Source organism: Comamonas sp. 4034, assembly GCF_050434545.1.
Classification (GTDB): domain Bacteria; phylum Pseudomonadota; class Gammaproteobacteria; order Burkholderiales; family Burkholderiaceae_C; genus Comamonas; species Comamonas odontotermitis.
This window is the reverse complement of record NZ_JBNDIT010000005.1, coordinates 47,190-65,694: the sequence shown is the minus strand read 5'-3', so window position 1 is coordinate 65,694 and position 18,505 is coordinate 47,190. Positions and strand designations below refer to the sequence as shown.

Below are 18,505 nucleotides of genomic sequence, written 5' to 3'. Positions count from 1 at the left end.
AGGGAACGATGACTATGGATAGCGCCCATTTGGTGCCTTGCGACCTGAATGACTGAATTTATGAAGAATCTCACACAGAACAGCGTTCGATTTGCTCTGCATTCAATCGCAGCGAGCCTTTTGCTGGCGGGCGCCACAGGCAGCATCCATGCGCAGACTGCTGTCAGCACGGCCACATCCAGCATTCGCCCGGGCGAGCCGGTGACGCTGAACTTTGCCAATGCAGACATCGAATCCATCGCCCGTACGATGGCCACCATTACCGGCAAGAACGTGGTGGTGGATCCGCGCGTCAAGGGCACAATGAACCTGGTGACCGACAAGGCGGTAACGCCGAGCGCTGCCTTCGAGCAGTTTCTTGCCGCGCTGCGCCTGCAGAACTACACCGTGGTTGAAGCCGCAGGCCTGTACAAGGTAGTGCCCGAGGCCGATGCCAAGCTGCAGGGCGGCACCGTGCGCATCAGCCAGGGCGGAGCCGGTGGTCAGGTGCAGGGCGGCGGCCAGATCGTGACCCAGATCTTCAAGCTGAACTACGAAAACGCCAGCAACCTGGTTCCCGTGCTGCGCCCGCTGATCAGCCCCAACAACACCATCAACGTCAACCCCGGCAACAACTCGCTGGTGATCACCGACTACGCTGACAACCTGCAACGCCTCTCGCGCATCGTTGCCAGCATGGATGTGGCCAACGCCAGCGATGTCGAGATCGTACCGCTGCAGCATGCCGTGGCCAGCGACATCGTCCCGCTGCTCCAACGCCTGGTGGAAGGTGGCAACGCCACCAGCAGTGGCGGGGTGCCGAGTGCTGCTGCGCAGCCCGGCGGAGCCCAGGCGGATAACGCCTACCGCACGGCCATCCTGGCGGACAGCCGCACCAACAGCATCCTGCTGCGCGCGGCCAACCCGGCCCGCCTAACCCAGGCCAAGAACCTGATCAGCAAGCTCGACAGCCCGAGCCGGGGCGACGCTTCCGGCAACATCCATGTCGTGTACCTGCGCAACGCCGATGCCACGGCGCTTGCTACCACCTTGCGCGCGGCACTGACCGGCCAGGATGGCGGCGGAGCCAGCCCGGCCACCAACCTGTCGAGCAGCAGCCAGAGCAGCAACACCCGCATGGGCGGCAGCACCTCACTGAGCGGCACGTCCTCGGGATCGCTGGGTACCAGCACCAGCAACAACAGCACCCTGGGTGGCAACAACCGCCTCAATACCGGCACGGCCCTGAGCAGCAGCACCGACACCGGCAGTGCCACTGGCGGCATCATCCAGGCCGATACCGCAACCAACTCGTTGATCATCACCGCGCCCGAGCCGCTGTACCGCCAGATCCGCGCAGTGATCGACCAACTGGACAGCCGACGCGCCCAGGTGCTGGTGGAAAGCCTGATCGTCGAAGTCAGCGCAGAAAAAGCAGCGCAGTTCGGCGTGCAATGGCAAAGCCTCCTTGGCCAGGGCAACAACGTGGTGGGCATACTGGGCAATAACTTCAGCGTAGGCGGCGCCAACCTGTTCGACCTCGCAGCAGGCATTGCCACCGGCCAGAACAATGGCAACTATTCTGGAGCAAAGCCCAGCGCAGGCATGAACGCAGGCATCGCCTTCAAGCACAACGGCGAATACGTGCTGGGCGCCCTGGCCAACCTGCTGCAGTCCAACGCGGATGGCAATATTCTGGCCACGCCCAATCTGCTGACCCTGGACAACCAGGAGGCGCAGATTCTGGTGGGCGAAAACCGGCCATTCGTGACCGGCTCCTATGCATCCACCAACAGCACCAGCACGGTCAATCCCTTCACCACGGTCGAGCGCAAGGATGTGGGCCTGACCTTGCGCGTACGCCCTCAGATCAATGCCAACGGTACGGTCAAGCTGACCATCTACCAGGAGACCTCCAACGTCATCGACGGCACGGCCAAGGACACCAACGGCCCCTCCACCACCAAGCGCTCCATCGAGTCGACCGTGCTGGTGGATGACGGCTCCATCATCGTCATCGGCGGCCTGTTGCAGGACCAGTACTCCGGCTCTGTGCAAAAGATCCCGTACCTGGGCGACCTGCCCGGCATTGGCGCCCTGTTCCGCAGCGACTCCCGCTCGCGCAAGAAAACCAACCTGATGGTGTTCCTGCGCCCCGTTGTCATGCGCGATGCAGATACCACGCGCCAGGTCAGCCTTGACCGCTACGACCTGATGCGCGGCCTGCAGATTAGCAACCAGCCGACGCCGAGCACCATGGTGCCGGTCAACGATTCGGCCATCATCACGCCGATGTCACAGCAAACCTCCGGCACCCCGCTGGGCTATTCCGAAGCGCCGGTGTTGCAGGCACCAGCACTCACCGTCACGCCGCAAGGCATGCGTTTCGAGCCTTGATCGAAGAACGGTTGACCTGATGCGCCACCCCCTGCCCTATGCCTTTGCGCGCAGCAGCCAGTTGCTGCTGGAAGAAGATGCCGGCCAATACCTGCTGTGGCACGGCGCCGTGCCCAACGGCGCCGCACTGTCCGAGGTGCTGCGCAAGTTTCCGGTCCAGCATCTGGCCCAACTGGCCGACGCCGAGCTGGCCCAGCGCATCAGCGCGGCCTACTCGCACAGCGAATCGAACGCCGCGACCGTGATCAGTGAAGTGGAGGAAGGCACCGATCTTTCGCGCATGATGCAGGACATCCCGGCGGTGGAAGACCTGCTGGAATCCGCAGGTGATGCGCCCATCATCCGCATGCTCAATGCCTTGCTGACCCAAGCCGCGCGTGATGGAGCCAGCGACATCCATATCGAGCCCTACGAGCGCCATTCGAGCGTGCGCTTTCGCATCGACGGCGCACTGCGCGAAGTGGTGCAGCCGCACCGCGCGCTGCACGCAGCTCTGATCTCGCGCCTCAAGATCATGGCCGACCTCGACATTTCGGAAAAGCGCCTGCCGCAGGATGGCCGCATCAGCCTGCGCCTGGGCACGCGCGCCATCGACGTGCGCGTCTCCACCCTGCCCAGTGCCCATGGCGAGCGTGCCGTGCTGCGCCTGCTGGACAAGAGCGAAAACAAGCTCAGCCTTGGCTCGGTCGGCATGCAGGGTGAAACCCTGCACCGCTTCGAAAAGCTGGTGGCCCAGCCACACGGCATCGTGCTGGTGACCGGGCCCACGGGCTCGGGCAAAACCACCACGCTGTATGCCGCGCTGAGCCAGCTCGATGCCAGCCAGGGCAACATCATGACGGTGGAAGACCCGATCGAATATGAGTTGCCCGGCATCGGCCAGACACAGGTCAACCCCAAGATCGATCTGACGTTTGCGAAGGCCCTGCGCGCCATCCTGCGCCAGGACCCGGACATCATCATGATCGGCGAAATCCGCGATTTCGAAACCGCGCAGATCGCCATCCAGGCCTCGCTCACGGGCCACTTGGTGCTGGCAACGCTGCACACCAACGATGCCACCAGCGCCATCACCCGCCTGACCGACATGGGCGTGGAGCCGTTTCTGCTGTCGTCATCGCTCCTGGGCGTTTTGGCCCAGCGCCTGGTGCGCCGCGTGGATGACACCGAGCCCAGCGGCTACCGCGGCCGAACCGGCATCTTCGAGCTGCTGGTGGTGGACGACCAGATCCGCGCGCAGATCCATGCGCAGGCGCCGGAATCTGAGATTCGCAGCGCCGCCATCGCCGCCGGCATGCACCTGATGCGCGACGATGGCGAACGCCTGGTGCGCGAAGGCATCACCACCGCCGAAGAAGTAGTGCGCGTCACCCGAGACTGATTCCTGCTCCGATGTCGAATGACGCGCCACATCACCCCGGTAAACCCGTGCCGGACGTCAGCTGACCCGGTGTTTGCGACAATCGCCGCATGATCGACTCCTTCACCCAATGGGCCGCTCCGTATGGTGGCGCCCTGTTTGTTGCCATGACGGCGCTGGCCGTCATATCGCTTGCTGCTCTGTGGCATCTGCGCCCGCGCCTCTCAGGCCAGCAACTGCGGCGCATGATGCGCGTTGCAGCCCTTGTCGCCCTGGCGGGCTCCTGGGTGGCCATGCAGCAAGGTGAGCAGTACCTGGCCACGGCGCTGCTGATCCTCCTGTGGGGCATTCTGGTGGGCATCACCTGCGCGCGCGAAATCGCCAGACGCAGATAAGCCACCTACAAGCCGTCAAACCTCAGGCACGGGCCCCTTGCGGGTCGGTGCTTTTTTTGTGCCAGCCTTGCGTATAACAGTCGGTGAGGCAGGCACCGGCATCAACACCCCGCAGAGCAGCTGCTCCACGCACTGGTCAATCACCTGCTCTGCCGTGTAATCGCCATCTTCCTGGTACCAGCGGCCAATCCAGCTCAGCGCACCGGCAATCACAAAGGCCGCCATCTTGGGGTCACAGGGGCGAAGCAGGCCCTGCTCTATCCCTTGCGCCACCAGCTTGCGAAACTCGTGGTCAATCGCTGACTTGAGCCTGCGCAGTTCCTTGCGACTTTCAGCGGGCACCTGCTCGTCGCCGACACGGATCAGGCAGGTGCCGAAAGGCTGGATCACGATGGCCGCATAGCTGCGCATGCAGGCCTGCAACTGGTCCAGCGCATTTCCTCCTGCCTGGCGCGACGCCTCGATGCCGTCCAGCGTCATGTGCAGGCCCTTGCGCACGCACTCCAGCAAAATCTCGTCCTTGTTCTTGACGTAGTAGTACAGCGTAGGCTTGGAGACCTGCAGGCGTGCAGCAATGTCGTCGAGCGAGGTGGCAGGAAAGCCGCGTTCGTTGAACATCTTCGCCGCGGTCGTCAGCACCGCATTGCGCTTGGCCTCGCGCTGCATCTCACGGCTGGGCGCACTGGCCCAGGGCGATTCCTCCACCGCCGGTCGCCCCGTAGGCCTGCCCGATCGAGATGCCACTTTGCGCTGTTTATCTGTTGATTTAGCAACTGTTGACGCCATCATCATTCCTCATCGGAGCGGGAAAGTACCGATGCCATACGGGATCATCATCTTCAAAATCTACTCACGAGTAAAGAGTCTACGCAAAAGTAGATCACCACCGCATCGAACATACCCGTAGAGGAAGCCGATGGAGACAAGACAGCCGGGCAGTGCCAACGCAACGGCCCCTTTGTTGCAGGTAGATGGAGTCACGCTGGCGTTTGGCGGCGTCAAGGCGCTGTCAGGCGTGGGCTTTGGCGTGCAACCAGGCTCGATCACCGCCGTCATCGGCCCCAATGGCGCGGGCAAGACCTCGCTGTTCAATACCATCTCGGGCTTCTACCGCCCCACCAGCGGCAGCATCCATTTCCAGGGCCAGGACATCACGCGCATTCCCGCGCCCCGCAGGGCAAAGCTGGGCCTGGGGCGCAGTTTCCAGAACATTGCGCTGTTTCGGGGCATGACGGTGCTCGACAACATCAAACTGGGCCGCCACGCCCACCTCAAGACCAATGTATTCGACGCCCTCTTCTACCTGGGCCGCGCCCGCCGGGAAGAAGCCGAACTGCGCCGCGATATTGAAGAACGCATCATCGATTTCCTCGAGATCGACCACATCCGCCACGCGCCGGTGGCGGCCCTCTCGTACGGCCTGCAAAAGCGCGTGGAGATGGCGCGAGCCCTTGCCATGCAGCCGCAGATTCTGATGCTGGACGAGCCCGTGGCCGGCATGAACCGCGAAGAAACCGAAGACATGGCACGCTTCATTCTGGACGTGCGCGCCGAATGGGGCATCACGGTACTGATGGTGGAGCACGACATGGGCATGGTGATGGATCTGTCCGATCACGTAGTGGTGCTGAACTTCGGACAGGTGATTGCCCAGGGCACGCCTGCCGTGGTGCAGGCAGACCCCGAAGTAGGCCGCGCCTACCTCGGGTCGGGCGATGTGGGCGAGTTGCGCCGCAAGCTCCAGGCCGCTACGCGCCCGGCCACCACAACTGCAGGAGCCGCATGATGGATTGGGCCTACCTGTTCGAGATCAGCCTGACGGGCTTGGCGAGCGGCGGCCTGTATGCGCTGGCGGCGCTCGCCTTCGTCATGGTCTACAAGGCCACGCGCGTAGTCAATATCGCCATTGGCGAAATGCTGATGGCAGGCGGGTATCTGTTCTTCACCTTCGCCGCCATGTGGGCGCTGCCACTGTGGCTGGCCATTCCGGCTGCCGTGCTGGCCTGTGGCCTGCTCGGTGCGGTGATCGAGCGCACCATGATCCGCCCGCTGCTGGGCGAGCAGCCCATCTCCGTCTTCATGGTCACAGTCGGCCTGTCGTCGGTCTTGATTGGCCTGGTTGAAATGATCTGGACCGCTGACCAGCGCCGCCTGCCCGAGTTCATGCCCAACCAGCCCATCATGGTGGGGGACGCCTTTCTCGCCCCCAAGGTGTTCTGGGGGGCGGTGATTGCGGCAGTCTTCATCGCGTGCGTGTTGCTGGTGTTCCGATTCTGGCGCGGCGGCGTTGCGCTGCGGGCAACGGCCAGTGACCAGGCTGCCGCCTATTCGGTCGGCATCAATGTGCCACGCGTCTTTTCGCTGGCCTGGGTGGTGTCGGCCATGCTGGCAGCCATCTCCGGCATCATCGTCGGCTCCATTGGCGGCATCTCGTCGAGCATGGGCGTGTTTGGCCTGTCTGTACTGGTGGTGGTGATCGTGGGCGGCCTTGACAGCGTGCTGGGCGCCCTGGTCGGCGGCCTGATCATCGGGCTGGTGGAGGCGCTGGCAGGCGCCTACCTGGGCGGCGAGTACAAGCTGCTGGCCACCTTTGTCGTGCTGGTCATCATTCTGATGATCCGGCCCTATGGCCTGTTTGGCACGCACGAGATCGAACGTCTTTAAGGGCACAACACCATGCGCATCGGAACCCTCAAAGAAAGCTATACCGCAGACGCCGCGCTGTTTGACTCGCGCACGCAAAAGATCTGGCTGGCCATAGCTGCCATGCTGCTCATGCTCTTTCCCTTTGTGGCCAGCGACTACTGGCTCTACCTGGCATGCCTTGTGGCTATCCATGTGGCAAGCGCCACCGGTCTCAACATTCTGACAGGCTACACCGGCCTGGTCAGCCTGGGCCAGGCAGCCTTCATGGGGCTGGGCGCCTACACGGTCGCCATTCTGCAAACCCGCTGGGGTACGCCGTTCGCATTGAATCTGCTGGCTGGCGGCCTGGTAGCCATGGTGGGCGGCATCATCGTCGGTATTCCTTCGTTGCGCGTCAAGGGGCTGTATCTGGCAATTGCCACGATTGCCGCGTCCTTCATCGCCCATTTTCTGTTTGCCAACCTCAAGATCACCGGTGGCACGGCAGGCATCTCCTTGCCGCCCGCGCGCATGCTGGGTATCGATCTGGATACATCGTTCCGCCTGTACTGGCTGATCGTGCCGGTAACGGTGCTGATGCTGCTGGCTGCTGCCAACCTGTTCCGTACCCGCATCGGCCGCGCCTTTATCGCCATCCGTGACCGCGACATCTCGGCGGAGGTGCTGGGCATTCCGCTTCTGCGCTACAAGCTGCTGTCGTTTGGCCTGTCGTCGTTCTATGCAGGCGTGGCAGGCGGCCTGTGGGCGTACTTCTTTCGGGTGGTCACGCCCGAGAGCTTTCCGCTCACCATGTCCATCTTCTTTCTCGCCGCCATCATCGTGGGCGGCATGGGCTCCATCCTGGGCGGCATCCTGGGCGCAGTGTTCATGACCATGGTGCCCGAGTTGCTCAAGCTCATCGTCGACCTGCTGCCTGGCGGGGCGGAACTGACCGTCTTTCTCTCGCCCGTGCGCCTGATCATCTTCGGCGGGCTGATCATCGCCTTTCTGGTGTTCGAGCCGCTGGGGCTCGCAGAAATGTGGCGCCGTGTGCGGCGCTTCTTCCACCTGTGGCCTTTCCGCAATTGAATGGTGTGGGCCACTGATTTTCTCTCAACAGAATCACAGGAGACAAGCATGGAGCAACCACACATTTCGCTCAAGCGCCGCAATCTGATGCTGGGAGCCGCTGCGGCAGGCGTGGCGACACTGACGCAGCCCTTGTCGGTGCTGGCCCAAGGCGCCGACGAGATCGTCATCGGCGGCTCGATTCCAATGACCGGCGTGTTCGCTTTTGCCGGGGTGGGCATCAATGCCGGCATGCAGGATTACGTGAAAATCATCAACGACGCAGGCGGCATCAAGGGCCGCAAGATCAGGTATGTACCCGAGGACACGGGTTACAAGGTCGATGTCTCGGTCGCCACCTTCAAGAAACTCACGAGCCAGAACAAGATCAATCTGTATTACGGTGACAGCACCGGCTTTGCCAAGACCATCAACCCGGAGCTGGATCGCAATGGCCAGATTCTGATGGCTGGCGCCTCGTTCGCATCCGAGCTGAACGATCCCAAGAAATATCCCAACCAGTTCCTCGTCGGGCCGGATTACACCGAGATGTTCGGCATTCTGCTCAAGCACATCGCCAAGGAAAAGCCAGGGGCCAAGGTCGCCTTCGTCTACTCGGATTCGGAATTCGGCCGTGACCCGATCGAAGCGAGCGAAGCCGCGGCCAAAAAGCTCGGCCTGTCGGTGCCGATCAAGATCATGACACCCGCTGGCAGCGTGGATGTCTCCACCGAAGTCATCAAGCTGCGCCGTGCTGCGCCCGACTACACCATCTTTCACGGCTATATCCTTGCGCCCATTCCCGAGTTCATCAACCAGGGCAAGCAGCAAGGCATGAAGAGCAAGTGGATGGGTACCTTCTGGACGATGGACAGCTCCACCGTCATGAAGATGGGCGAGGCCGCCGACGGCTTCATGGGTGTCATGCCTTTCCGCTACTACTACGACACCGAGAAAGCCCCGATGCTGGAGAAGATTCGCGCCATGCGGCCCGAATACCAGAGCACCGCCTACGTCCAGGGCTTTCTGGCGGCCATGCTGTTCCTCGAATCCGCCAAGCGCTGCCTCGATGCCGGCAAGCCGCTGTCGGGCCCCAACCTGAAGGCTGCGCTCAACAGCCTCAAGGACTTCGACACCGGCGGCCTGATTGGCGTGCCCATCACCATCAGCGGCAATTCGATTCCGGTTGGCCGCGTCTACCAAGCCGATATGAAGGCCCAAAAAATGGTGGCTGCCTCTGATTGGATCAAGCTGTGAACTCCCCGCTGAGCGGCTGCGCCGCTTCCCTTTCTCACGCACCGCTTCGCGTGGCGGGAAGGAGAACGGCACCCTTGCTGCGGCGGGGCCCTTGCTCGGCGCCCCACGCTCAGGCCCTGCGGGTGCTCGCATCGCAGATCCAGCATGCACTGTGACGTTCTGCCCATGACCATGACCGAAGCTGGCTCAGACTATGTCCTCGAAGTGAACAACATCGAGGTCATCTACAACAAGGTGGTGCAGGCCTTGCGTGGCCTGTCGCTGGCAGTGCCGCGTGGGCAGATCGTGGCTCTGCTGGGCAGCAACGGCGCAGGCAAGAGCACCACGCTCAAGGCCGTATCGGGCTTGCTGGCGCTGGAGAATGGCGCGCTTGAATCAGGCACCGTTCGCTTCAACGGCGCCAGCACCGCCGGTATTGCGCCACAGCAGTTGGTGCGCCAGGGATTGAGCCATGTGATGGAAGGCCGCCGGGTGTTTGAAGACCTGACGGTGGAAGAAAACCTGGTGGCGTCCACCTATGCGCTTTCTGGCCGCCCGCAGGCCGCCAAGCCGGACTTTGACCTGGTCTACACCTACTTTCCGCGTCTGCACGAGCGGCGCAAGGGCCTGGCCGGCTACCTGTCGGGCGGAGAGCAGCAGATGCTTGCCATTGGCCGCGCGCTGATCGCACAGCCTGAGCTGATTCTGCTGGACGAGCCCTCGCTCGGCCTCTCTCCCAAGCTGACCGAGGATATCTTCAGCATCATCGCCCGCATCAACGCCGAACGCGGTACCTCCATGCTGCTGGTGGAGCAGAACGCCACTGTCGCGCTGGCCGTGGCGCACAGCGGCTACATCATGGAAAACGGCAAGATCGTGATCGACGGGACGGCCGAGCGCCTGGCCAGCGACCCGGATGTGCGCGAGTTCTATCTGGGCATGGGCGGCGGAGGCGAGGCAAAGAGCTTCAAGGACATCAAGCACTACAAGCGCAGGAAAAGGTGGCTGTCTTGAAAGAACACACCCCTCAAGCGCTACGCGCCTTCCCTCCACACCCGCATCGCAAAACGATGGGGACAGGCGGACGGAGCCCTCGGTGCGGAGCGGCCCTTTCTCGGTGCCGTGCACCTGGGCCGTGCCAGTTTTTAGGAGTACGCCAGGCACGGCGTACTGGATGAGCGCTATGAATCTTCCTGAACTCACCTTGCCACAGATGCTGCGCCAGCGCGCCCGCACCGATGCGCAGCGTATCGCCATCCGACAAAAGGATTTTGGCATCTGGAAGCCCATCAGCTGGGCGCGGTACCACGAGCGCGCCTGCCACTTCGGCCTGGGTCTGGCTGCCCTGGGCATGACGGAGCGCGGCCATGTCGGCGTGATTGCGGAGAACCGCATCGAATGGGTGCTGGCCCAGATGGGCGCAGGGTTGATCGGGGCCATCACCGTGGGGGTCTACCCCACCAGCCCCACGACCGAAGTGGCCTATGTGATTGGCCACGCCGATATCGAGATCATGGTCTGCGAAGACCAGGAGCAGACGGACAAGGTGCTGGAAGCACTGCCCAACCTGCCGCTGCTGAAAAAAATCATCGTGATGGAAACCAAGGGCCTGCGCAGCTTTGCTCCTGAGGTGCGCGCGCTGATCACCACGTTTGACGAGGTGGAGAAGCTCGGCGCCGCCAACCGCCAGTACCACATCATCGACGACGCCCTGGCGCGGCAGGCGCTCGATGACATCGGGCTGATGATCTACACCTCGGGCTCCACTGGCAAGCCCAAGGGCGCGATGATCTCGTGGCGCAACATGCGTGGTGTGGCGCCCGGCATCATCGAGCGCCTGCAGCTCGATATGCGCACGACGCACCTGTCCTACCTGCCGCTGTGCCATGTGGCAGAGCAGATGCTCACCACCTTCTGCCCCATCTATCTGGGCTCGCAGGTCAATTTCGGCGAATCCATCCGCACCGTGCAGGAAGACCTGCGCGAGGTCGCGCCCAGCATGTTCCTGGGTGTACCTCGCATCTGGGAAAAGCTCCATGCCGCCATCACCATCAAGATGATGGAGACTGGCCGCCTGCGCAGAGCGCTGTACGCCAAGGCCTATGCGGCCTGCGCGCCGTTGGCCGAAAAGCCCCGCAGCCGCTGGACCGGTGGCGAGCGGCTGCGCTTTGCCGCCAGCTACTGGCTGGTCTTCCGGGCGCTGCAGAACTTCATCGGCCTGCGCGAAGCCAAGGTAGCGCTCACCGGTGCCGCCCCTATTCCACCCGATGTCGTGCGGTACTTTCGCGTGCTGGGTGTGCCGCTGATCGAGGTCTATGGACTCACCGAATCGACCGGCATGATCACCGGCCACCGGCTGGACGATGTCATAGTGGGCACCGTGGGGCCAGTCACGCAAGGCGTGGAATACCGTCTTGGCCAGGCGGGCGCTGCGGACGACAGCAGCCAGGGTGAACTGCAGATCAAGGGCGATATGGTGTTTGCCGGTTATTACAAGAACCCCGAGGCTACCGCCCAATCCATCCAGGATGGCTGGCTGCACACGGGCGATGTGGTGCGCGAGGTGCAAGGCCAACTCAAGATCGTCGATCGTCTCAAAGACATCATGATCACTGCTGGCGGCAAGAACCTGACGCCATCCGAGATCGAGAACACGATGAAGGGCAGCCCCTACATCAAGGAATGCATCATCGTGGCCGAAGGCCGCAAGTTTGTTGCAGCGCTGGTGCAGATCGACTATGAAACCGTCGGCAAATGGGCCGAGGCCCAGCGCCTGCCATTCACCCACTTCCGCTCGCTGGTCGATGCGCCGGAGGTACGCGCACTGATCGATGCAGAAATCAGCCATGGCAACCACCGACTCGCCCAGGTCTCGCAGATCCGCAAGTTCCACCTCTTGCAGAAGGAGCTGGATCACGACGACGGCGAAGTGACCGCCACCATGAAGGTGCGCCGCACCAGTATCTACAAGACCTATGCGCAAGAGATCGAGGCACTGTACCAATAATCTCATGGATGGCTACAGCGCCACTCCCAAAAGCGCATCTAGCTATTGATTCAGGAGCAAAACATGACATCCACCGCGCCCTTGCTCATCCAACGGCAGGCAGGCACCGTCACCCTGCAGTTCAACCGCCCTGAAGCATTCAATGCACTGAATGTGGAATTGGCTCAGGAATTTGCCGCCGCAATGCGCTCACTGTCTGCCGACCAGGGACTGCGCGCTCTGGTGCTGCAAGGCGCAGGCAAGGCTTTCATCGCAGGCGGCGACCTGGCCACCCTGCAGGCCAACCCCACGCAAGGCGCCAAGGATTTGCTGGAGCCCTTGATCGAAGCGGCCACCCTGATGCACCAGCTGCACGCCCCCATCATCGCCCAGGTACATGGCGCCGTGGCAGGCGCTGGCCTGTCTCTGATGATGCTGTGCGATTTTGTGCTTGCCGCGCAAGGAACACGCATGAATCTGGCCTACATCAATATCGGCGCCAGCTGCGACATTGGCGCATCGTGGACCTTGCCGCGCATCGTGGGCCTGCGCCGCGCGCTGGAAATCGCGATGCTGGGCGAAAACCTCGACGCCGATGAAGCCCTGCGCCTGGGCCTGGTCAACCGCGTGGTGCCTGCTGCGGAGCTGCAGGCCGCCACCAACGCCCTGGCAGAGCGGCTGGCCAATGGCCCTACACAGGCCTATGCGCAAATGCGGCGCCTGATGCGCAGTGGTTTCGAGCGCGATCTGCCCACGCAATTGCGTGCCGAAGGTGAAGCCTTTTTGCACTGTGCCCAAACGCATGACCTGCCCGAAGGCATCAACGCCTTTTTTGCCAAACGCCAGCCACAGTTCATCGGCGCCTGAGTCATCCCGTCCTTTTGCATATCCTCGGAGTTCCCCATGCACCATCGTGATGTATTCGTCGCCAGTTGTGCCCGCACCGCCATCGGCACCTTTGGCGGCAGCCTCAAGGACGTGCCCAACAGCCAGTTGGCCACCATCGCCGTCAAGGCAGCCATTGAGCGTGCGGGCATCGCCGCCGATGCGGTCGGCCACGTAGTGATGGGCAATGTGATCCCCACCGACACCAAGGATGCCTATCTCGCGCGCGTGGCGGCCATCGATGCAGGCTGCCCGATCGAGACGCCCGCGATGAACGTGAACCGCCTGTGCGGCTCGGGCCTGCAGGCGATCGTGTCGGCAGCGCAGGCCATTGGTTATGGCGACTGCGATGTGGCCGTCGCGGGCGGCAGTGAAAGCATGAGCCGGGGCCCCTATTTTGACCAGGCTGCGCGCTGGGGCCAACGCATGGGCGATGCCAGAAGCATCGACTACATGCTGGGCATCCTGCATGACCCATGGCAGAAGATGCACATGGGCATCACCGCCGAAAACGTGGCCGAGCGCTACCGCATCAGCCGCACCATGCAGGATGCACTGGCTGCGCAAAGCCAGCAGCGTGCCGCTGCAGCCATTGCTGCAGGGTATTTCAAGGAGCAGATCACGCCCGTGCGGCTGGAAACCCGCAAGGGCACCGTGTTCGACACCGATGAGCATGTCCGTGGAAGTACCAGCCCAGAGGTGCTGGCAGGCATGAAGCCCGCCTTCAAACAGGATGGCGGCACAGTGACCGCGGGCAATGCCTCGGGCATCAACGACGGCGCGGCAGCCGTCACCCTGGTGGCTGGCGACCGGTTGGCTGCGCTGGGTATCCAGCCGCTGGCGCGCCTGGTAGGCTGGGCGCATGCGGGTGTGGAGCCTGCGTACATGGGTATCGGCCCCGTACCAGCCACACAAAAGCTCATGCAGCGCACCGGGCTCACCGTGGGCGACATGGATGTGATCGAAGCCAATGAAGCCTTTGCTGCCCAGGCCTGCGCAGTGATTCAGGAACTGGCGCTGGACCCTGCCAAGGTCAACCCTAATGGGTCAGGCATTTCGCTCGGCCACCCGGTGGGCGCCACCGGCGCCATCATCACCACCAAGGCGATCTATGAGTTGCATCGCACCGGTGGCCGCTACGCCCTGGTGACCATGTGCATTGGTGGAGGCCAGGGCATATCGGCGATTTTCGAACGGGTGTAAACGGCTGTACCTGCTATCGATATCCACAGTCAGCAAAGGATATTTGCCTAGGCAAGAATATCTGCATGACTGAGACACACAAACGACCCGCCCTTTCGATGTTGGATCTGGTGGCCGTGCGCGAAGGCGGCACGGTCGCCCAGGCGCTGCAACTGGCGGTGCGCACCGCGCAGCATGTCGAATCCCTCGGCTTTGCACGGTACTGGCTGGCGGAGCACCACAACATGCCGGGTATTGCCAGCTCATCCACCGCCGTGCTGATTGGCCATATCGCCGGGGCTACGCAGCACATCCGCGTGGGCTCGGGCGGCATCATGCTGCCCAACCATGCCCCACTGGTGGTGGCCGAAGCCTTTGGCACCCTGGCAGAGCTGTACCCGGGCCGCATCGATCTGGGCCTGGGCCGTGCCCCTGGTACCGACGGCATGACCATGCGCGCCCTGCGCCGCGACCGAGTCGAGAGCGAAGAAGACTTTCCCCGCGATGTGATGGAGCTGCAACGCCTGCTGGCCGATGCAGAGCCGGGCCAAAAGCTCATTGCCACACCAGGCGCAGGCACCCGTGTGCCGATCTGGCTGCTGGGCTCCAGCCTCTTTTCTGCCCAGTTGGCCGCGCACCTCGGCCTGCCTTATGCGTTTGCATCACATTTTGCGCCGCGCATGCTGTACCAGGCAGTGCAGCTGTACCGCGACCTGTTCAAACCGTCTGCCGCTCTCGCCAAGCCCTATGTGATCGTTGGCGCACCCGTGATCGCCGCGCCCACCGACGCCGAGGCTGAGTACTTGGCCAGCAGCACCTACCAACGCGTGCTCGGCATCCTGACGGGCCAGCGCGGCTTGCTGCCGCGTCCGGTGGAAGGCTTCATGGAAAAACTGAACGACGCCGAGCGCCAGGCCATTGAAGGCTTTCTCGCCGTTGCATCGATTGGCGGGCCTGATCGTGTGCAACAGCGCATGCGGCAGTTGGCCGACTCCACCGGCGCCGATGAGCTGATGCTGGTGAGTGACGTCTACGACGGAGAACTGCGCCTGCGCTCGCTGGATATTGCCGCACAAGCCGTGCGTTCCTGGGGTTAAAACTATCATTTTGATAGCTATTAGCGCCCATTATTCGTGCGCTGCTGCGTCTTTTCACTTAAAGCACACGGCAAGGGTGTACAGCCGCGCTATGCTTGGGGCATGTCCGTCTCCCCACGAATTGCCCTGACCGGGGTACTGAGCGCCTGTGCGCTCAGTACCCTGCTGGCTGGCTGCATTCAGCAGCCGCCCGAAGACCCGCCCTCCGCATCCGCGCCTGCCCAGCCACAGGCGGCGGCTTTGCCAGCATCCCCCATTGCCAACGAAGACCCTCAGCTCGCTGCGCACATGAAGACGCCGGAGTTCCGCCGCGAATACCGCACCAAGCAGGAACAACTGCAGAACGAAGCACAGATCCAGGAAAGCGCTCCCTGGCTGGGACACACGGGCCTGAGCGATGCACAGGAGCGCGCGCTACCGCGATATGTGCGCATGGAACTGGGCCAGTCTCTGCAAGACGCCCATGCCGTCCAGGCCCAGGATCTGGAGTACATGGGCAACTACCCTGAACCGGATGGCACGGTGTACTACTGGCGCATTCCTGACAAGGCCAACGCCCATGGGGATACACACGCCGGCCCTGCCTATGCCTACATCCGAAAAGGCACAGACGGTGTGTACTACACCGACTGGGGCAACCGCACACCGCCGCTTGGCTAGTCAAATACCTGCTCATACGACGCATCAGGTCACTCCAGGCTGACACGCCCGCAGGACTTGCTGCCCCGTGTGTACAAGCCCTGGCAGGAATAATGCATATTCCGCCCATGGCTGATGGCTGCTTTCATAATGGCCAGTGGAGACACCACACCATGAACAACGCACCGCACCCCGTGCTGGCCGATCCCCGCCGCGATCCCCAGCAGTTTCTTCTGGACCTGTACTGCACCGCTGTGCAGCGCGCGCAGCCCCTGCACAGCATGGCGCAGCATCTGCCAAAGCCACCCAAGGGCCGCACGGTGGTGCTGGGCGCGGGCAAGGCGGGCGGCTCCATGGCCCAGGCACTTGAAGCGCTGTGGCCAAAAGATGCACCGCTGTCAGGCCTGGTGGTTACGCGTTACGACCATATTCCGCCGCGCCCGCGAGGATTGCCCCAGCGTCTGGAAATCGTGGAAGCTGCGCACCCCGTACCCGATGCGGCAGGCCTTGCCGCAGCCGAGCGCATACTGGCGCTGACCGAAGGATTGACGGCGGATGATCTGGTGCTGTGTCTCATCTCAGGCGGTGGATCGGCCCTGCTGACACTCCCAGCCGAAGGCATTGATCTGCAGGAAAAGCAGCGCATCAACAAGGCCCTGCTCGAGAGCGGTGCCGCCATCAGCGAGATGAACTGCGTGCGCAAACACCTCTCACGTATCAAAGGCGGTCGCCTCGCTGCCGCCTGCCACCCGGCCAAGGTGGTAACGCTGACCATCAGCGACGTGCCCGGTGACGATCCCTCGATCATCGCCAGCGGCCCCACGGTGCCCGATGCATCGACCTGCGCAGATGCTCTGGCCGTCCTGAACCGTTACCAGATCAGCGTGCCCGACTCCGTACGTGCCGCGTTGGAAGATGGAACACTGGAAACGCCCAAGCCTGGCGATCCACGCTTTGCAGGCCATGAAGTCCACCTGATCGCCACGCCCCAGCAATCGCTGGACGCCGCAGCCGCAGCCGCGCGCTCGTCCGGTATCGCCGCCCATGTGCTGTCGGACGAGATCGAAGGCGAATCGCGCGAAGTAGGCAAGGTGCATGCCGCCATGGCGCGCGCCGTAGCCCGCCATGGCATGCCATTTGCACGGCCCTGCGTCATTCTCTCGGGTGGCGAAACAACGGTGACCATCCGCCCCCGCCAGCCTGGCGCCGCCAAGGGGCGCGGCGGCCGCGCGGGGGAATTCTGCATGGGTCTGGCGCAAGCACTACAGGGCCAGGAAAAGGTCTGGGCCCTGGCCGCCGATACCGACGGCATCGACGGCGTGGAAGACAATGCCGGCGCACGCGTGGCACCAGACACCCTGCAACGCGCAGCAGCCATGAGTCTGCGCATCAGCGACCATCTGGACCGCAACGATGCCTATGGTTATTTTCTGGCCCTCAATGACCTCGTGGTGACCGGCCCCACGCATACCAACGTCAACGATTTCCGGGCAATTCTGGTGCTTTGATTGCTTTAATTTTTATAGCAATGAGCGCTTGATTGAAAAGCGCCTCAAGGCATCACGCCCTTCAAATCCCGCTAGCCACCATTGGGCAGATTCTCCCACCAGGCAGCATCGAAGGTGCCTTGCAGAAACGCGATGAACGACTGCACCTTCTGCGGTACAAGGCGCGGCGACGGGTAGACGGCGTGGATCTCCTGCTCGGGCAGGCGGCAGGTCTTGAGCACCTCGACCACACGGCCGTCTTTCAGCGATTCATGCGCCACATAACGCGGCAATGCCGCGATACCCATGTGCGAGCGCGCGGCAGCCAGCAAGGCCGATAGGTTGTTGGAGCGCAAGCGCCCCGTCACAGGTACCGAGACCGGCTCACCACTGGCATTGCGCAGCCGCCAGATATCGTTGCCCTGCACGCTGCTGTAGATCAGCGCGGAGTGCTCTTTCAGATCGGATGGCCTGCGTGGCGTTCCATGCTTGCGCAGATACGATGGCGACGCCACCAGCGTCCAGGGGTTCACGCCCAGCATGCGCGCGCCCAGCGAAGAATCTGCCAGCTTGCCCAGGCGCAGTGCTACATCAATGCCATTGGCCACCAGATCGGTGTAGCGGTCCTCAAAGCTCAGGTCCACCTGCACCTGGGGGTTGTGCTTCATGAATTCCATCGCCAGCGGAATCAACACGCGTCTCCCGAAGGCGACCGAGCTGCCAATGCGCAACTGGCCTTGCACCTGCGTCTGCCGCACCTTGACCACGTTCTCGGCCTCGGCCACATCACTCACGATGAGCTTGCATTTTTCGTAGTAAAGCGCGCCAGCCTCGGTCAGGCTCACGCCGCGCGTATTGCGGTTGAGCAGGCGTACCTTCAACCGCGCCTCCATGGCCGCAACCTGCTTGGTCACGGTGGGTTGGGTGGTGGAGAACTCCTGCGCCACCTTGGTGAAGCTGCCGGTTTCCACCACGCGCACAAACATGTGCATGGCATCGAGTCTGTCCATGATTTTGTCTCCTTGAAGTGTTCTGCCCGAACCGCGCGCAATGCCGCCGTTGCACCTGAACGCAGATGCTGGCGGCACGGCGCTCCAAGCGAAACGCTCTTATCTATTCTTGAGTGGAATAAATTTTATGGTCTGCATGCGCCTTCCGGCAAGCGTTTG

Annotated in this window: 16 protein-coding genes; 14 read left to right on the top strand and 2 right to left on the bottom strand. The window is 62.7% G+C overall.

Translation table 11 applies throughout. The features are described from left to right. Positions 1-60 precede the first annotated feature (60 nt). The 3 genes from gspD (at position 61) to ABIE32_RS07050 (ending at position 4,131) form a co-directional block, all read left to right on the top strand. Positions 61-2,376, top strand: coding sequence for a type II secretion system secretin GspD (gene gspD, locus ABIE32_RS07060; protein ID WP_429014940.1), 2,316 nt, complete (start codon positions 61-63; stop codon positions 2,374-2,376). Between the two features lie 19 nt (positions 2,377-2,395). Beyond that, positions 2,396-3,757, top strand: coding sequence for a GspE/PulE family protein (locus tag ABIE32_RS07055; RefSeq protein ID WP_429014939.1), 1,362 nt, complete (start codon positions 2,396-2,398; stop codon positions 3,755-3,757). 89 nt (positions 3,758-3,846) lie between these two features. Further along, positions 3,847-4,131, top strand: a complete 285-nt coding sequence (locus ABIE32_RS07050; RefSeq protein WP_429014938.1) for a hypothetical protein — start codon at positions 3,847-3,849, stop codon at positions 4,129-4,131. A 15-nt stretch (positions 4,132-4,146) separates the two neighbouring features. On the opposite strand, the gene ABIE32_RS07045 is transcribed toward ABIE32_RS07050, so the two are convergent. Then, the gene (locus ABIE32_RS07045) at positions 4,147-4,920 is read right to left on the bottom strand and encodes a TetR/AcrR family transcriptional regulator (protein ID WP_429014937.1); all 774 of its coding nucleotides are present in this window, start codon (positions 4,918-4,920) and stop codon (positions 4,147-4,149) included. Between the two features lie 127 nt (positions 4,921-5,047). Between ABIE32_RS07045 and ABIE32_RS07040 the strand changes: the two genes are divergently transcribed. The 11 genes from ABIE32_RS07040 to ABIE32_RS06990 all read left to right on the top strand — a co-directional run bounded on the left by ABIE32_RS07040 (position 5,048) and on the right by ABIE32_RS06990 (position 17,357). Next, positions 5,048-5,917: an ABC transporter ATP-binding protein gene (locus ABIE32_RS07040; RefSeq protein WP_429014936.1), complete on the top strand. Its 870-nt coding sequence runs from the start codon at positions 5,048-5,050 to the stop codon at positions 5,915-5,917. After that, positions 5,914-6,795, top strand: a complete 882-nt coding sequence (locus ABIE32_RS07035) for a branched-chain amino acid ABC transporter permease (protein WP_429014934.1) — start codon at positions 5,914-5,916, stop codon at positions 6,793-6,795. Before ABIE32_RS07040 ends, ABIE32_RS07035 begins: the two co-directional genes overlap by 4 nt. A 12-nt stretch (positions 6,796-6,807) precedes the next feature. Continuing rightward, positions 6,808-7,845: a branched-chain amino acid ABC transporter permease gene (locus ABIE32_RS07030; RefSeq protein WP_429014933.1), complete on the top strand. Its 1,038-nt coding sequence runs from the start codon at positions 6,808-6,810 to the stop codon at positions 7,843-7,845. 48 nt (positions 7,846-7,893) lie between these two features. After that, on the top strand, positions 7,894-9,081 hold the full coding sequence (locus ABIE32_RS07025) for an ABC transporter substrate-binding protein (RefSeq protein WP_429014932.1): 1,188 nt from the start codon (positions 7,894-7,896) through the stop codon (positions 9,079-9,081). 171 nt (positions 9,082-9,252) lie between these two features. After that, positions 9,253-10,074 carry an ABC transporter ATP-binding protein gene (locus tag ABIE32_RS07020; protein WP_429015133.1) on the top strand — a complete coding sequence of 274 codons (822 nt, stop codon included), beginning with the start codon at positions 9,253-9,255 and terminating at the stop codon, positions 10,072-10,074. Between the two features lie 169 nt (positions 10,075-10,243). After that, a complete protein-coding gene (locus ABIE32_RS07015) occupies positions 10,244-12,067 on the top strand; it encodes an AMP-dependent synthetase/ligase (protein ID WP_429014931.1) in 1,824 nt (607 codons plus the stop codon). Between the two features lie 63 nt (positions 12,068-12,130). Next, positions 12,131-12,913: an enoyl-CoA hydratase/isomerase family protein gene (locus tag ABIE32_RS07010; protein ID WP_429014930.1), complete on the top strand. Its 783-nt coding sequence runs from the start codon at positions 12,131-12,133 to the stop codon at positions 12,911-12,913. 36 nt (positions 12,914-12,949) lie between these two features. Further along, positions 12,950-14,134, top strand: coding sequence for an acetyl-CoA C-acyltransferase family protein (locus tag ABIE32_RS07005; RefSeq protein WP_429014929.1), 1,185 nt, complete (start codon positions 12,950-12,952; stop codon positions 14,132-14,134). A gap of 65 nt (positions 14,135-14,199) precedes the next feature. Continuing rightward, complete coding sequence (locus tag ABIE32_RS07000; protein ID WP_224150328.1) at positions 14,200-15,210, top strand: LLM class flavin-dependent oxidoreductase; 1,011 nt, start codon at positions 14,200-14,202, stop codon at positions 15,208-15,210. A 102-nt stretch (positions 15,211-15,312) separates the two neighbouring features. Further along, complete coding sequence (locus tag ABIE32_RS06995; protein WP_429014927.1) at positions 15,313-15,870, top strand: hypothetical protein; 558 nt, start codon at positions 15,313-15,315, stop codon at positions 15,868-15,870. 152 nt (positions 15,871-16,022) lie between these two features. After that, complete coding sequence (locus ABIE32_RS06990; RefSeq protein ID WP_429014925.1) at positions 16,023-17,357, top strand: glycerate kinase type-2 family protein; 1,335 nt, start codon at positions 16,023-16,025, stop codon at positions 17,355-17,357. A 71-nt stretch (positions 17,358-17,428) separates the two neighbouring features. Here ABIE32_RS06990 and ABIE32_RS06985 read toward each other — a convergent pair whose 3' ends face one another. Further along, positions 17,429-18,346: a LysR family transcriptional regulator gene (locus ABIE32_RS06985; RefSeq protein ID WP_224150331.1), complete on the bottom strand. Its 918-nt coding sequence runs from the start codon at positions 18,344-18,346 to the stop codon at positions 17,429-17,431. Between the last annotated feature and the right edge of the window lie 159 nt (positions 18,347-18,505).

Bases quoted from the DNA above. Each gene is read 5' to 3' on its own strand.
- ABIE32_RS06995 (WP_429014927.1), top strand. From the start codon at position 15,313: ATGTCCGTCTCCCCACGAATTGCCCTGACCGGGGTACTGAGCGCCTGT.
- ABIE32_RS07025 (WP_429014932.1), top strand. From the start codon at position 7,894: ATGGAGCAACCACACATTTCGCTCAAGCGCCGCAATCTGATGCTGGGA.
- gspD (WP_429014940.1), top strand. From the start codon at position 61: ATGAAGAATCTCACACAGAACAGCGTTCGATTTGCTCTGCATTCAATC.
- ABIE32_RS07005 (WP_429014929.1), top strand. From the start codon at position 12,950: ATGCACCATCGTGATGTATTCGTCGCCAGTTGTGCCCGCACCGCCATC.
- ABIE32_RS06985 (WP_224150331.1), bottom strand. From the start codon at position 18,346: ATGGACAGACTCGATGCCATGCACATGTTTGTGCGCGTGGTGGAAACC.
- ABIE32_RS07020 (WP_429015133.1), top strand. From the start codon at position 9,253: ATGACCGAAGCTGGCTCAGACTATGTCCTCGAAGTGAACAACATCGAG.
- ABIE32_RS07045 (WP_429014937.1), bottom strand. From the start codon at position 4,920: ATGATGGCGTCAACAGTTGCTAAATCAACAGATAAACAGCGCAAAGTG.
- ABIE32_RS07030 (WP_429014933.1), top strand. From the start codon at position 6,808: ATGCGCATCGGAACCCTCAAAGAAAGCTATACCGCAGACGCCGCGCTG.
- ABIE32_RS07035 (WP_429014934.1), top strand. From the start codon at position 5,914: ATGATGGATTGGGCCTACCTGTTCGAGATCAGCCTGACGGGCTTGGCG.
- ABIE32_RS07055 (WP_429014939.1), top strand. From the start codon at position 2,396: ATGCGCCACCCCCTGCCCTATGCCTTTGCGCGCAGCAGCCAGTTGCTG.
- ABIE32_RS07040 (WP_429014936.1), top strand. From the start codon at position 5,048: ATGGAGACAAGACAGCCGGGCAGTGCCAACGCAACGGCCCCTTTGTTG.
- ABIE32_RS06990 (WP_429014925.1), top strand. From the start codon at position 16,023: ATGAACAACGCACCGCACCCCGTGCTGGCCGATCCCCGCCGCGATCCC.
- ABIE32_RS07010 (WP_429014930.1), top strand. From the start codon at position 12,131: ATGACATCCACCGCGCCCTTGCTCATCCAACGGCAGGCAGGCACCGTC.
- ABIE32_RS07000 (WP_224150328.1), top strand. From the start codon at position 14,200: ATGACTGAGACACACAAACGACCCGCCCTTTCGATGTTGGATCTGGTG.
- ABIE32_RS07050 (WP_429014938.1), top strand. From the start codon at position 3,847: ATGATCGACTCCTTCACCCAATGGGCCGCTCCGTATGGTGGCGCCCTG.
- ABIE32_RS07015 (WP_429014931.1), top strand. From the start codon at position 10,244: ATGAATCTTCCTGAACTCACCTTGCCACAGATGCTGCGCCAGCGCGCC.